This is a genomic window from Croceitalea sp. MTPC6, assembly GCF_036985525.1.
Classification (GTDB): domain Bacteria; phylum Bacteroidota; class Bacteroidia; order Flavobacteriales; family Flavobacteriaceae; genus Croceitalea.
On the sequence record NZ_BTGR01000007.1, the window covers coordinates 161262 to 176053 of the forward strand.

The following is a 14792-nucleotide window of genomic DNA, read 5'->3' on the forward strand; positions in this document are numbered from 1 at the left end:
CTTTTTATTGATATTCTAGTTTAATCAAGATTCTTTTTGCTTAAATACCATTCTTGCTCAACATCGAAGTCAATACTTACCGTTAGTTTCTCTTCAGTATCAACACTTAATAATTCGAGTTGAGCTTCTCCTTTTACTCGATATTTGCCGGTTGTGTAGTACAAGCTTTTTTCTGTAATTCCTAAATTGATTACATCATTAATTTTTAAGACGTTAGGATAATCAGATACAAGTGCATAGCTTCCTTCTATCTCATGTAATAGATTATTTTTTTTAGTTTCCTCAAAATTTTGTTCACTAATTACACTTTCACCAATTCGAAAGCTTAAACTATCATCTTCGATATCTGAAAAAAGTGGAATTATTTTGTAAGTTCCAACTTCGAGTTTTGGATCTATAGAGTTATGAACTCTATTTAAGCTGATATAAAGTTCATATTTTTCATACATCGCATCGTTCAGTGAGATACCAAATAATGTTAATATGTTTTCTTTTTTCATGGCATTACTACTGCTCATTAGGTAATCTGTAGTAACCCCTTCGTCATTATTGATTTTTACTTTACAGTAATAGTCTGACTGCTCTTTTAAATCGACATTTAAATAATCAAATGATTTTTTTTCTTGGTTTAAAATTGATATCTCTTTAGCTTTATCATGTTTGCATGATTGTAATATTGAAGATATTCCAAAGACGATAATTAATAGTTTTTTCATTAGCTTTAAGATTTGAACTTATTCAATAACTCCGTTTTTTCAATCAGTTTAGTTTTCTTAATTCAACCCTTCTATTCTTCGCTTTTCCTTCTTCAGTAGTATTTGTATCAATTGGTTTTGTTTGGCCAAAACCTTTGCTCTGTAGCCTTGCAGCATCTACATCTTCATCAGTTAGGGCTAAAAGCACAGTTTGAGCCCTGCTTTTAGATAGTCTCATGTTATCCATTGGGTTACCTGTAGCATCGGTGTGGCCTTCTATACTAATTCTTAGGTTTGGATTGTCTATCATCATTTTAGCAACTTCGCCAATAACTTCATAAGATGTGGCTTTGATTCTAGATTTTCCCGTATCAAAATTGATGTACAATGTGGCTACTCCCTCTTTTTCAATAGCCTTAAAAATATCATCTGCTGATATTTTTTCTATAGTTTGTACAAATGCACTGTTTTCTACAATACCTATTCTTTTTGAGGTTGGCGAAACTTGAACACCTATTTTTTTATTCGGTGTCTTAAGGACATAAATACTAACGGGGTAATTCACAACATCGCCTGCATAGAATTCATGCATATGGGCATATATGGCATTAGGGTCCTCTCCCCATTTCTGGATAAACTCATTCGGTATTTGCCCTTCAAATAGTAGTTGTGCCCCTATGGATTTTAAATATTCTGAAATACTTTTTTGAAAGTAGTATTCTTGCCACTCTTTATCACCTTCCATTTCTGTCTTAATCCTTTCTACCCTACCATCTAAAACAAAGGAAGAGTTGCCATCAAAAAATTCGAGTTTATCGAACTCATAAGACGTCGAATATTCTTTATCTACAACCATTCCCTCCGGAGGAGAGATATATGGAAAAGCACCAATATCAACAGTTGATTCGGCTATATCATCCCAATTGAATTGTTTTATTTTTTCTTGATTGGATGTTTTAGTTGCTTTTGATGAATCTGGCACTCTAGGTGTTTTTTTGGATTCAGATAACTTTTTGGTCTTATCGTTGCAGCCTATTATAAGCAACAGTAAGACAAAACTTATTAAGTATGTTTTTTTCATTATTTGTAGTAAGTTTTAATTAAAATCAGTGTCCCAATCTTTTAATTTTTTTACTGAAATTTTATTCTATTTTACGTCTAAAAGTATGTCTGCGCTTACCCAATAAACCTCTCCTTTTTCCACTCCAACCCATCCTTTTTTGTTGGGGTCATTGTATCGTCTGGAATAGAAAAAATACTTTCCATCTGAAGACATGTAAGGACAATAATACCTCCAATCACTATCATAGTTTAAGGGTATTTCTTTCGGTTTAGTCCATTCGCCATTTTTTTTAAACGTTATTTGAAATCTACCCTGTCCATTGGTAATGGCATATCGCTCATCTGGTGAAACATAGGTTATTAGTTCTTTGTGCTCTGTCTTAAGGTTTACTAAAACAGGTGTTTCAAATTTTCCATCTCCCAGGTAATGCGCACGATAGGTCTGCATTCCTCCTTTATTATTGGGTCTGTTTGAACGAAAATATAAACTCCCATCAGCCGTAACCACAGGATAGGTTTCTATATATTCAGTGGAAACTGAAAAATCCACTTTAGAGGCTAACTCCCACTTTCCTTTCACTTTTCTGCTTCTATAAATGTCTGGAGGTATTTTATAAAGTTCTTCTCTAGTAACATCATTAGTATATAACCCTGGGTCAACACCAAGAAAATACATGGTTTTTCCGTCTTTAGTAATAGTAGGGTCACAGGCAACAGAAACTAAAACATCATCGGCATACATTTTAACGGGTTCGATATTGGACCATTCACCATTTATAAGTTCAGAATGATGTATCACAAAACTATTCTCTACAATTCTTGAGAAGAACATTTCTGTATGATCATAATTAAAAACCACATTAAGTTCAATCCTATTAGTATTGACCAAATTAGGAGCAAATAATACCGGTGTTGTGGTAGGAAGCGTTTTGTTGAAATACGAAAGATTGGTACTCTTACAACTACACATAAATATTAATAGTAGCAAGATGGATGGATAGCTATTTACTTTTTTTAAAATATCAATCATATCACAACAATTGATGGATAAAAATCCCAAAGTTCTCCTGTTTTGTTTTATCAGGACCGTAAAAGTCCATATTAAAACCTAAACCCAAACTGGTTCTTTTAATAGTAAGTCCCGTACGTAGATAAAGAAGACTTCTTTCATGAAGGTTATTTTTTAATTTAATGTTATAAATTCCCTGTACTCTGGTGTATAGCTTTAATATATTTGAAATACAAGGCTTAAACTCCATAATACCAACATTTTGAAAGCTAGTGTTTAACGCAAAAGCAATGCTTGAACTAAGAACAAATAGCCATTTGGCATTTGCGGGAAAAAACTGGAAACCACTAGCAGGAACAACTCCCTTTAGAAAATGGTACTGCAGCCCTCCCGTAGCAAACAATTTTTTACTTAATTTATAAGTCAATGCGTTAGAAACAATTAATTCATTAGGGCCATTGGTCTTATCATATGGAGCAGCAATAGTGATTACACTGAAATAACTTAACTTCTTACTGTTCCCTAACTTATTATTTAATATTGACAGATAGTTTACTTTTCGATTACCGAACATCGTTTCTACTGGAATGGAAGATTTTGTTGATTTTTCTGCAGTGGTAGCTGTACTAATTTTTGAAATCCTATTTGCTAAACTATCTTGTTTTTGTTGCGAAAATCCAATGCTCCGAACCATTAGGAATAGAAAAATGCTGATTTTAAGGGTATTGGTCATAACTTGATTTTCTTCCAATCCAAGAAGTATTTTACGCTGAAATTCACTCGTCTATTTTCAAATAGTATTATTGTAGTGGTTATACTGATTCGATGGAATCTTATGTTGATATGATTTTTTGATTATGATAAATTCCATATACATTCAGCAAACCTATCAATAGCTGCTTCCCATCCGCTATCTACGCCCATTTGTTCTTGTGCCAGTTTGTATTCTTCGGTGGGGTGTACCACATTAAATTTTAATTTGGTTTGTAACCCTTGATTCTCAAAGAGTGTTTCCAGAAGAACACCTTCAGTTTTTGGACGAAAATGGGCTTCGGTTACAATTTTAATGGGAGCTTCAATCTCTTTAAATTGGCCTTCAGCAATAAATTCTTGTCCATTTGGCAGCTTCATAATATATTTCCAGGTGTTCCCTTCACTAAATTCGTAATGGTTTATTTGGGTTTCCATTCCTTTGGGACTCCACCATTTGGCAATATGTTCTGGGTTTGTCCACACTTTCCAAACCAGTTTTAGTGGTGCATTAATGGTTCTTTCTAATTCTATTGTTCTATTTTCTTTGCTCATTTATAGGTGTTTATTTAATTGACTTTGATTGTGTCAATGGTTACTTATTCTGTGCGCTCCATAACAAGTTGCCCACGTTCATTTTCAGTAACCTGTTTCAGTGTTTGTCTTGTTGTTTTATCTATATAGAAGGTGGTAATGAATTTATTATCAGAAATGTCATTAGTGGTTTTAACCACCCAAATTTTTCTTTCTTTTCCATTAAAATCAATTTCACTTGACTTAGTGTCCAAAATGGTTGCTTTCATAATTCCAATTTTTGATTTTGGGTTGTAATCAAACATGTATATTGCAGTAGCATATTCATCTTCAAGCGGTAGTAACCGTATTAGATAAGGGTAAAAGTTGCTGTCAAAAAAAGGTTCAATAGTCGTCTCTAAAATTTGAGTTTTAGAACCGGTCATTAAATCTTTATAATAACCGGTGATTTTTTTACCAAATTCCATAACCATTTCTCGTTGAGGGTTTTTTGACGAATGATATAAAGGCTTAAAATTTGTAGAATTAACAACGGTGCTATCTATCCATTGACCATCCGTTTGATTTGGCATTTGTAACTTGGTTATGATAGCAATATTCTCGTTTACTTTAACTAATGAGGTATGAATTTTCCCCATTGGTATTTTTTGAGAATCCACAATAAAGAACATATTCATTGTGTACTTTTCTGGAAATATAAAGGCTTTGTCTATCTTGAGATTTGATGGGTTAATTGCATTTTGAGATATTACTGTTGATGTACTAATTAAGCAGAATAAAGAGAATAGGACGATTTTTTTCATGTTTATATTATTGATTGATGAATGGCAAAAATGAAAATTTGCCAATAGAATATATTTGATATATATCAAATAATAGGGAGCGTAACATATAGATGATAAGAAAGTGAAAATTTGAAGTAACAAAACACTTGTGATAGCGTCTTAGAAATGAAACCTTGAAGATTAAAAAATAGAGAATACGTGGAATGGAAAACTTATTGAGAACCTTCCGGGATATTGGTAATTTGTCCCCCGAAAATGAAAAGCTACTGCTTAGTACTATCGAAAGGGTAGAATACCCATCTAAAACGATACTTCTTGAAGAAGGCAATGTATGCAATAACCTTTATTTTGTAGAGAAAGGTTTGATCAGAATCTATCTCTATAAAGATGGTAAAGATGTGACTTGTTGGATAGGCCCAGAAAATGAATTTGTTGGAGCCATTGGAAGTTTTTTTACAAGAGAGCCAAGCAATAAATGGATAGAAACTTTGGAGCCATGTGTCTTATGGAAATTTGAATATGCTAAATTGGAAGAACTGTTTTCTTCTAGCCGTGAACTCGAAAAAATAGGCCGACTATTTAGTAATCAAGGAATCTTATTGTTAGACAAAAGACTTGACAACATTCATTTTAATACTGCCGCAGAACGTTATGAAATATTCATCAACACTCACCCTGGTATCTTACAAAGAGTTCCGTTAAGCATGATAGCCTCGTATTTAGGAATGACCCAAGAGACATTGAGCAGAATCCGTTCAGGTAGATGATTTTTTGATGCTTTTCGATGAAAAATAGTTTTCATAGAATAGGTTTAGTTAAACCGGCTTTTTTTAAAACTAGTTGGTTTATTAAATTTTTAGGAACTATTCACTTTTCCTATATCATTTCTATCAACTGCTGATTATAATCATCAAGTATATTTGTTGGTAAAGACTTTAGGTAAATTTGGGTGGTGTTTAGTTTACTATGACCAAGCATGGCAGAGATAGCTTGCAAAGGTACATTGTTGAGCATAGCTTGTGTGGCAAAACTGTGACGCGAAACATATGTGGTTAGTCTTTGTTCAATACCACACATTTCCCCTATAGTCTTTAAGCCTCTATTGTAGCGTTGGCGTTCCCAAGAAATCTCTCGCTCTTGTAGTTCTGGATTTTCTCTTTTTATTACTGGGAAAATATAGTCCTCTTTACCCTTTCCCTTTAGATATATGATAAGAATTTGAGCTAATTGCTCCGTTATTTTGATATCATATAGTTTAGAAGTTTTTCTTCTTCTGAATTTGATTCTACCATCTACAATATTTTTCAATTTGAGATAGCACATATCTGTAAAGTTCATCCCATATAATAGAAAAGAACAAATGAAATAGTTTCGGTATCGATACAAAACCATATCCTTCGGAATTTCTAGTTCCATAATTTTTCTAATATCATCAATATTCAGTGCTCGCTTTTCTGTTGGAGTTTGTCGTATGGAATAATTAGCAAATGGATAAGCTTCTTTTTCAACCAGTCCGGCTTTGATACCTTTGTTATAAATAGCCTTAATAGCTCTTAGATAAACTGAAAGACTATTGATGCTGTTTCCTTTAGCTAGATGGTAGCGTTCAAATCGCTTTATAAAGTCATAGTTGAGTTCATTAAACTTTAAGTCTTTTCCTTTGGTAAAAGTCCTTAGTATGGAAATAATTCCTCTATAGCTCCTAGACGTGCCATATTGATGTGAGACTTTCAATTCCTCAGAAAGTAATTCTCCATATTTATAAAATGAATCATAGGTATTGTTTCGGGTGATCCTATTTTTTACCTGAGTAATAGAAAAATAATTAAGCTTTCCCTTATCATATAGTTGATTAATGATATCATTTGCCCTTGCTTCCTCTTTAAGAAGCAAAGTGTTTAGCCTAGCAATGGATTCTACTCTAGTATAGTTCCTTTTAATTGTACATTTTTTAGAATCCCAATATTTTTCTAATATTGAATAACCGGTAGAAATCGAGGTAGTTCTCCGTAGGTGTGTAAGACGAAAAATTATAGGAAAGGAACCATCTTTTTTTGCTCTTCTAGTATCCAATAAAAGGGTCAAATATGTCCTCATATTCTTAAAGATACTTAAAAAATTTGCAAACAATTTGCAAACAATTTGCAAACAAATGGATGATATCAAATCATTTCAATTACTATCAAATATTATTTAAGTATTTGTAAATCAATAAATTATATTGACTCTTCTATTTTGAAGAAGTTCCTTTAAAGAAGCTTCTAAGCAGACGGTCATAGGTTCGAATCCTATCGCGATCACCAATACTATTGTAGTCTCAGAAGATTTATACCTTCTGAGGCTTTTTTATTTGCAAACACTTCTCACGCAAAATTTGGTACTACAAAGTTTATTTTGTTTCAATAAGATTGAATTGCGTAACATTTACAGACTTAGTAGTGGATATGCTATTCATGGTAAAAAGAGAAAAGCTAAGAAAAATTTCTTGGCTTTTCTCAAATGGCCAACAATAAAAATTATTTAAACTTTAAAAATTCATAGCATGTGTGACCTTTTGGCTTTGAAACATTCTAATCATAATTCCCATAATACTAACTTTAACGGTCCTTAGCATGGGGGATGCATCAAATATTACGCGCTTAATTATAAATAATAAGGATTAAAATTTGTATCCAATACCAAATAAGAAATTATTATACTTAAGGTTTGGCGTATCTGAAAAGGCTTCATCGTCAAAGTTGATATCCTCATTAAATCTATTGGTTAGTGCAAATGAATACCTAGCTTCAATAAAAACGCTATTAGAAAAATCATATCCTACACCCAAACCTAAATCTAAGCCCAACTCTTTATTAGTATTGAAAGGGTCATCTAAAATTATTGTCAGTTGCGGTCCAGTACTAAAATAGATACCAGTTTTTGTTTCATAACTTAAAAAGATAGGTATGTGCAAAAAACCAACATCACTATAGCTTGCATAAAGAATTTTTGGTTGGAGGCTTAGGCTTTTGGAAACTGAAAAATCTAGGGATGCGCCAAGAAAAAAACCAGATTGGGTATCGCCTCCAAAAATATTTGAATTGATATCTATCAATGCATAGCCAAGATGGACTCCAAATTCTGGGGTATTTGTCTTATTTTGACATTGTAAAGAATTGAATGACACTGAAAATAAAATTAGACCTAAAACAATTTTTTTTATCATAAAAAATAGTAGTTAATTACAATTCCCATCACAAGGCATTGCTATATCAAAATCATTTACAGTAAAAATATATTCAGCTCGATTATCTGAATTCGCCCTAAATGACAATATATTTCTTGAATTTTCGCAATTGTTGCTTTCATCACCGTTTGCACAAGAATATGATACTTTTCGTTCATTGCCATATATAATTTCAATATTGTCTGTCCCAAAAAATGTACGGAATGAAAAATTAGCATCTCTAGTGTTTATTTCAATTACCTCAGAAAAAGCATCATTATTTGCAACTAAAAAAGACGACCTTACACTCGTAGGGAATTGTTCACTAATAGGAGGGTTAGGATTTATTCTAATATCAATGCCAGACTCATTGATTATTACAAAATCTATAAACTCTTCGTTATAGTCAGGACCGCATGAACAAAAAAAGACGACACATACAACAATTATTTTGATCCCCAATGATTTCTTAATTCCCATAATCGATTTTCAGTTGGATTATTTAGTTTTTGTAGCTCTCTCACAACACCTGAATAATCAGTTCTTTTAAATACTGCATCTTCAATTTGGCGAAAAGTATAACCTTCTACCAAATCGTTCGGCAGCGCATTATCACCCAGTCTAGTTCTTTGGTTAAAATCATCCCATAAATCTATGAAAAAAGAAGTATATACATTCTCTTCAGCTCGAGTAAACCCCTGTCTAAATCCATTAATTTCAAAATTGGGATTCCCAGTAAGATTTTGATAGTACCTATTAGTTATTATTGTCTCAATAAATTCTGCATAACTCTCTCGATGTCTTTTTGTTGCCAAGGGAAAATTTATCACAGAGTTTGCCGCATGTGTAGAGTGCGCAATTTCGTGGGTTGTTGTAGAAAAAACATCCCTTGATGGTGCTCTATACTCTTTTATTGTAATGGTTGGCCAAATACCCCCAGTCAAATAAGGTAGGTAAAACTCGTTGACCCCATCACAACATGTTTCCCTTGCTCTTATCTTGGTTTGTCTATTGGTAAAGTTATTTGGTGGTCTTCTTAGACCATTTATATTTCCATAGTAGTAGTTATGAGCAGCTCTATGAATATTAGCACGGTATTCCATACGACCGCCTCTTATTTGATAGTTCCATGCTTGTTTATATAGCTTTGGACCTTTATCCTCAGCTTGAAAAAGTCCACCATTATCACGAACACTATATTGGTATCTTTCCCATTGAATAAGATATTTTACTTTTGCTCGCACAGAACTAAAACGATAATCCCCATTATTATCAGTAATTGCGTTTCCTAAAGTCCAAGTATCTCTTATCAAAACTTGAGCTCCAACTAAAGGAATATAACTTCCATTTTCCTGTACTGTTCTGTTGGTACAAACAGTGGTAGTGACCGTTCTTGGGCAGTTTGCATAATCCCCGTTATAACATGGAGTGTAATCATAACTTACTTCATCACGACAATCTCTTACAGTTCTTGAAGTTGTTCCAACATGGTCATCCCATATTTGAATATTCCCACTAGGATTCCATTTTGCACGAAGGTTAATTCCCAAAAAGCATGTTTCACAAGTTTCACCTTTTTTATCAATTGGAGGATCTGGCAATAAGTCTTCATTATCCGTTGCGGCATAAGCCTCTTCTAATAAATGATTCATGAAATCTATTTCATCATTAACTTCACCTCTTTTAGTGGCATCATTTCCTCCCTTTTTATTGTCATATTTTGGGTCCTTTTCAGGGATATACATTTCTTGAAGTATTACATAGGGTATATTCTTCGGTAATTTCTTTCCAATGGGCACACTTGTCCAATAAGAAGAGATTTCATCCTCATCCCTTTTTATGGTTTTTCTATAGTCATTTGGATTTTCGTATTCTAGAGGGTAATCCACAACCGTAAATCTCTTTTTCTCCTTAAGCCTTTGTTCTTGCCTAGTGTTTTTAGGGTCAAATCGTACATAAAGATAATTTGGTTCAATTTGGGTTGTGTCTCCTTTGGAAGTCATCTTAAAACCTTTTCCAGTTTTAACGTCTCCTTGTTCAATTTCGCCCAATACTTTTAGGTAGGCTTGTCGAATATTGGAAATTTCATATGGATTTTTTAGCATTTCTCCTTGAAGAAAAATTTCTTCTTCGATTACAGAATCAACATTTTCATTGTTAATGAAATCATCTTCTTTTTGACAACTTATAAATATTATAATGGTTGAAAAAACTATTATTAGGTTACGTAGTAAAAGGTTTTTTTTCATCGTTTTTATGATTAGGTCAGTGTTAATGTTCTTAACAAGAAAGATAATATTCCTTAAAAAAGAAGATTTTTACTGTTAAAAAAATATAAATTTTTATCAATATGCTATGTTCAATCTAAATACTGTATTCTTCTTTCCATTCTATCTATAAAATAAATTTGCATATATTAATCTTCCCTTTTTAAGTATAACATTTGCTACATTTGAGAAATAACTTTTGTTATTTCTCAAATGTATTATTTAGGAATAGATTTAGGGAGTTCTTCTATAAAAGTGGCCTTGGTAGAAGTTGCTACGGGCTTGAGTAAGCACCTCGTGCAAGAACCAGAAAAAGAGATGTCGATTTCTGCTCCTGAAAAAGGATGGGCTGAACAGAATCCTAAAGACTGGTGGCATTATACTTGTAGAGCCATCAAGCGCATCAAAATGGAAAGTGAAGTTTCTGAGAACGATATTCAAGGCATTGGCATTGCTTATCAAATGCATGGATTGGTGTTAGTAGATAAAGATGGAAATTCCTTGAGAAACTCTATTATCTGGTGTGATAGCAGAGCTGTAGAAATTGGGAATAAAGCTTATCAAAAGATAGGTGCCAAAAAATGTGATGAACATTTATTGAATTCGCCAGCTAATTTCACAGCTTCTAAGTTAAGATGGGTACAAGAGAATGAACCCGAAATCTACAATAGTATTTTTAAGTTCATGTTACCAGGCGATTATATAGCCTATAGATTTTCAGATATAATCAATACAACAATTTCTGGTTTATCAGAAGGTATTTTTTGGGATTTCAAAGAAGATGAAATCTCACAGGATATTTTAAATTATTATGGAATTCCAAAAGGTATGATTCCTGATGTAGCAACAACTTTTAGTAATCAAGGAATTGTTTCGAGCAAGGGTGCAACTGAAAGTGGACTTAAAGAGGGGACATCTATTTTATATCGTGCTGGTGACCAACCTAACAATGCACTTTCACTCAATGTATTTAATCCTGGGGAAGTTGCAGCTACCGGAGGAACATCAGGTGTAGTATATGCGGTAACGGATAATTTATCGGTTAAAGAAAGCTCGAGAGTCAACAATTTTGCGCATGTAAATTATAAAAAAGGAGTTCTAAAAAATATTGGAAAATTACTATGTATAAATGGTGCAGGAATTCAGTATAGGTGGTTATTGAATAATTTTGATGTACAATCATATCAAGAAATGAATGATTTAGCGGCTACAGTAACTGTTGGAGCTGACGGCCTATGTATACTTCCCTTTGGTAATGGTGCAGAAAGGATGCTCAACAACCAAGATATAGGTACAAGAGTTCTTAATTTGAATTTGAACAGGCATAATAAGGCCCACATGTGTAGAGCAGCACTAGAGGGTATTGCATTTTCATTTGTATATGGAATTGAAATTATGGAATCTGATGGTATTGTTCCTAAAGTAATAAGGGCAGGAAACGATAATCTTTTTAGGTCTTCTCTATTTTCGAATACTATTGCCACCTTGATAGATAAAGAGATTGAAATTTATAATACTACTGGAGCAATTGGAGCAGCTAGAGCTTGTGCTATTACAGAGAAAGGTTTTGATACATTCTCAGAATTCATGAAAAATGATTACGTACTATCTTTCCATCCTTCAGAAGATAAAAAGGCTTACCAGATTGCTTTTGAAAACTGGAAAAAAGAATTAAAGTCAATAATCAATTAATAGAATGAACCATGGCTGTTATAGGTGATAAAGAATTTTTTAAGGGTATAAGTGAAATAAAATATGAGGGGTCAAAATCTGACAATCCCTTAGCTTATAAATTTTATAATCCAGAACAATTGGTTGCTGGTAAAACAATGCGGGAGCACTTTAAGTTTGCAGTAGCTTATTGGCATACCTTATGTGGTACTGGTGGTGACCCATTTGGACCTGGAACAAAAAGCTTTCCTTGGGCTACAGCTTCGAATCCAATAAAAGCAGCGGAAGACAAAGCAGATGCTGCTTTTGAATTTATTACAAAAATGGGTTTTGATTACTACTGTTTTCATGATTTTGACCTAGTGGACGAAGCTAATACCTTAGTAGAATCGGAGAAAAGAATACAAAAAACAGTAGAATATCTAAAACAAAAGCAAGAGGCTTCTGGAGTTAAATTACTTTGGGGAACATCCAACTGTTTTTCGAATCCTAGATATATGAACGGAGCTGCCTCCAACCCAAATTTTGATGTTGTTGCTAGAGCCGGGGCTCAGGTTAAGATTGCTTTAGATGCCACAATAGAACTTGGTGGTGAGAATTATGTGTTTTGGGGGGGTAGAGAAGGATATATGTCCTTGTTGAACACAAACATGAAGCTAGAGCAGGATAATATAGGACGTTTCTTAAATATGGCGAAGGATTATGCTAGGAGTCAAGGTTTTAAAGGTACTTTCTTTATAGAGCCCAAACCCATGGAACCCACTAAACATCAGTATGATTTTGATGCGGCTACTTCAATAAACAGTATTAGGGAATATGGGCTTGAAAATGATTTTAAATTGAATATAGAAGTCAATCACGCTACGTTGGCACAACACACTTTTCAGCATGAACTACAAGTTGCTGCGAATGCAGGAATGCTGGGCAGTATTGATGCTAATAGAGGTGACTATCAAAATGGTTGGGACACAGACCAATTCCCAAATAATGTAATGGAAACTACAGAGGCAATGTTAGTTTTCCTAAAATCTGGTGGTTTACAAGGTGGTGGAATTAACTTTGACGCTAAAACCAGAAGAAACTCAACTGATCTCGAGGATATTTTTATTGCTCATATTGGGGGTGCTGATACGTTTGCCAGAGCACTCTTAATAGCTGATAATATTATCCAGAATTCTTCTTATGAGTCCTTGCTCAATAAAAGGTACAAGTCTTTTACTTCTGGTAAAGGTGCAGATTTCTCCGCTGGAAAGCTTGAACTTAAAGACCTGTACGATTATGCTCAACATAGTGGTGAGCCAGAGCAAATTAGTGGCAAACAAGAGCTTTTCGAGAATATATTGAACCAGTTTAGCTAAAACCGGAATGAAAAATTGCTATGTATTGAAAATAAGATCAGCACTTACACTTCTGATAATTTTTTTAGTCCAAGGATGCGCTGGGCAAAGTCAACTAATAGATGCTGAACTTGAGACCGTTACTACCGAAAACCTACAATATTATCTGTATTACCCAGCTGAATATGAGGAAAATCAAAATGATGAATTCGGTTTGTTGTTATTTCTACACGGTGGAGGAGAAGCTGGGGGAGAGTTGGATGAAATTAAAAAGAACGGCCCACCAAAACTATTAGTAGAGGGCAAACAGTTTCCTTTTTTAGTATTGGCACCTCAAAACCCTCATAAGCGCAAATGGTGGAACATAAATGCAATTAACCAATTGTTGGATTCCGTGGTGGCAACTAATCGGGTTGACCCAAAACGTATTTATTTATCTGGATTGAGCAGGGGAGGTAGTGCTGCTTGGGATTTGGCCGTACAATACCCCAAGAAATGGGCAGCATTGGCAGTAGTGTGTGGTATGGCACCGTTGCCTTATGCACATTGGATAGATAAAAAATTACCCATCTGGGTTTTTCATGGGGATTTGGATGCCGTCATATCCGTTGAAGAATCGGATGGTATGGTGGCAAAACTTAAGGAAATGGGTTATGATGTCACGTATACACGTTATCAAGATGTGGGGCATAATTCTTGGGAAAAAGCCTACCTGAATGAAGAATTGTACACTTGGATGGCAAAACAAGAACGAAAATGATAAAGTATTTAAGTATTGTTTTTTTGGCGTTGTTTTCAATCTCGTGCAAACAAAAAGCGGCTGAAGATAAGGTTGAGAAAACTGTATCTGAAAAAGTAATCGTTCAGAGAGATACCATAGAAAAACAGCTTCAAACCCAACAATTACGGTCTTTTGAAGGTTTGGCAGATACTACTTTTATTCGTTTGGCAGATTTTAGTGCTGATTTTGCCTATGATATGCGCTATGCTACAGAAAATAACTTTCTAAAGGCCAAAGTGTATGATTGTGCGGAATGCTATACCCGTGTAAAGACAGCAAAAGCTTTATTAAAAGCGAACAAGGATTTTTTGGAAAAAGGCTTCAAGATTAAATTTTTTGACTGCTACCGACCCAACTCGGTACAATATAAAATGTGGGAGATAGTTCCCAATCCACAATATGTAGCTAACCCTGTTAAAGGCTCTATTCATAATAAGGGTGGTGCTGTGGATATTACTTTGGTAGATTTGGAAGGTAATGAATTGGACATGGGAACCGACTTTGACTTCTTTGGCAAGCGTGCCTATCATGATAACTTAGATTTGCCCCAAAAGATTCTTGACAATAGAAAACTACTCAAGGAAACCATGGAAAAACATGGTTTTTGGTCCATAAGAACGGAATGGTGGCATTATAACTTGTCTGCCGGAAGTAATGCTAAAATTGCCAATTTTAAGTGGGAGTGTGAGTGATTAT

General features: G+C 34.0%; 15 protein-coding genes. 5 read left to right on the forward strand and 10 right to left on the reverse strand.

Features of this window, described 5'->3' with window-relative positions:
* Window positions 1-20 precede the first annotated feature (20 nt).
* The 6 genes from AACP56_RS13605 to AACP56_RS13630 all read right to left on the reverse strand — a co-directional run bounded on the left by AACP56_RS13605 (window position 21) and on the right by AACP56_RS13630 (window position 4853).
* Complete coding sequence (locus tag AACP56_RS13605; protein WP_339144566.1) at window positions 21-716, reverse strand: hypothetical protein; 696 nt, start codon at window positions 714-716, stop codon at window positions 21-23.
* 43 nt (window positions 717-759) lie between these two features.
* Complete coding sequence (locus AACP56_RS13610; RefSeq protein WP_339144565.1) at window positions 760-1776, reverse strand: OmpA family protein; 1017 nt, start codon at window positions 1774-1776, stop codon at window positions 760-762.
* 66 nt (window positions 1777-1842) lie between these two features.
* The gene (locus AACP56_RS13615; protein ID WP_339144563.1) at window positions 1843-2787 is read right to left on the reverse strand and encodes a hypothetical protein; all 945 of its coding nucleotides are present in this window, start codon (window positions 2785-2787) and stop codon (window positions 1843-1845) included.
* Window position 2788: 1 nt separating this feature from the next.
* A complete protein-coding gene (locus AACP56_RS13620; protein ID WP_339335015.1) occupies window positions 2789-3517 on the reverse strand; it encodes a hypothetical protein in 729 nt (242 codons plus the stop codon).
* A gap of 104 nt (window positions 3518-3621) precedes the next feature.
* Window positions 3622-4071, reverse strand: a complete 450-nt coding sequence (locus tag AACP56_RS13625; RefSeq protein ID WP_339144559.1) for an SRPBCC family protein — start codon at window positions 4069-4071, stop codon at window positions 3622-3624.
* 44 nt (window positions 4072-4115) lie between these two features.
* The gene (locus AACP56_RS13630) at window positions 4116-4853 is read right to left on the reverse strand and encodes a DUF3108 domain-containing protein (protein WP_339144558.1); all 738 of its coding nucleotides are present in this window, start codon (window positions 4851-4853) and stop codon (window positions 4116-4118) included.
* A 185-nt stretch (window positions 4854-5038) separates the two neighbouring features.
* Between AACP56_RS13630 and AACP56_RS13635 the strand changes: the two genes are divergently transcribed.
* Window positions 5039-5602, forward strand: coding sequence for a Crp/Fnr family transcriptional regulator (locus AACP56_RS13635; protein ID WP_339144556.1), 564 nt, complete (start codon window positions 5039-5041; stop codon window positions 5600-5602).
* Window positions 5603-5711: 109 nt separating this feature from the next.
* Here AACP56_RS13635 and AACP56_RS13640 read toward each other — a convergent pair whose 3' ends face one another.
* The 4 genes from AACP56_RS13640 to AACP56_RS13655 all read right to left on the reverse strand — a co-directional run bounded on the left by AACP56_RS13640 (window position 5712) and on the right by AACP56_RS13655 (window position 10289).
* Window positions 5712-6932, reverse strand: a complete 1221-nt coding sequence (locus tag AACP56_RS13640) for a site-specific integrase (protein WP_339335013.1) — start codon at window positions 6930-6932, stop codon at window positions 5712-5714.
* 562 nt (window positions 6933-7494) lie between these two features.
* Window positions 7495-8040, reverse strand: coding sequence for an outer membrane beta-barrel protein (locus AACP56_RS13645; protein ID WP_339335011.1), 546 nt, complete (start codon window positions 8038-8040; stop codon window positions 7495-7497).
* Between the two features lie 12 nt (window positions 8041-8052).
* Window positions 8053-8520 carry a hypothetical protein gene (locus AACP56_RS13650; protein WP_339335009.1) on the reverse strand — a complete coding sequence of 156 codons (468 nt, stop codon included), beginning with the start codon at window positions 8518-8520 and terminating at the stop codon, window positions 8053-8055.
* The gene (locus AACP56_RS13655) at window positions 8487-10289 is read right to left on the reverse strand and encodes a hypothetical protein (RefSeq protein WP_339335007.1); all 1803 of its coding nucleotides are present in this window, start codon (window positions 10287-10289) and stop codon (window positions 8487-8489) included. Before AACP56_RS13655 ends, AACP56_RS13650 begins: the two co-directional genes overlap by 34 nt.
* Before the next feature lie 231 nt (window positions 10290-10520).
* Between AACP56_RS13655 and AACP56_RS13660 the strand changes: the two genes are divergently transcribed.
* The 4 genes from AACP56_RS13660 to AACP56_RS13675 are packed head-to-tail and all read left to right on the forward strand — an operon-like array spanning window position 10521 to window position 14788.
* Complete coding sequence (locus AACP56_RS13660) at window positions 10521-11999, forward strand: xylulokinase (RefSeq protein ID WP_339335005.1); 1479 nt, start codon at window positions 10521-10523, stop codon at window positions 11997-11999.
* Between the two features lie 11 nt (window positions 12000-12010).
* Complete coding sequence (gene xylA / locus AACP56_RS13665; RefSeq protein ID WP_339335003.1) at window positions 12011-13336, forward strand: xylose isomerase; 1326 nt, start codon at window positions 12011-12013, stop codon at window positions 13334-13336.
* 25 nt (window positions 13337-13361) lie between these two features.
* Complete coding sequence (locus tag AACP56_RS13670) at window positions 13362-14075, forward strand: carboxylesterase family protein (protein ID WP_339335001.1); 714 nt, start codon at window positions 13362-13364, stop codon at window positions 14073-14075.
* Window positions 14072-14788 carry a M15 family metallopeptidase gene (locus AACP56_RS13675; protein ID WP_339334999.1) on the forward strand — a complete coding sequence of 239 codons (717 nt, stop codon included), beginning with the start codon at window positions 14072-14074 and terminating at the stop codon, window positions 14786-14788. The genes AACP56_RS13670 and AACP56_RS13675 overlap by 4 nt, the downstream gene beginning before the upstream one ends.
* Window positions 14789-14792: the final 4 nt, after the last annotated feature.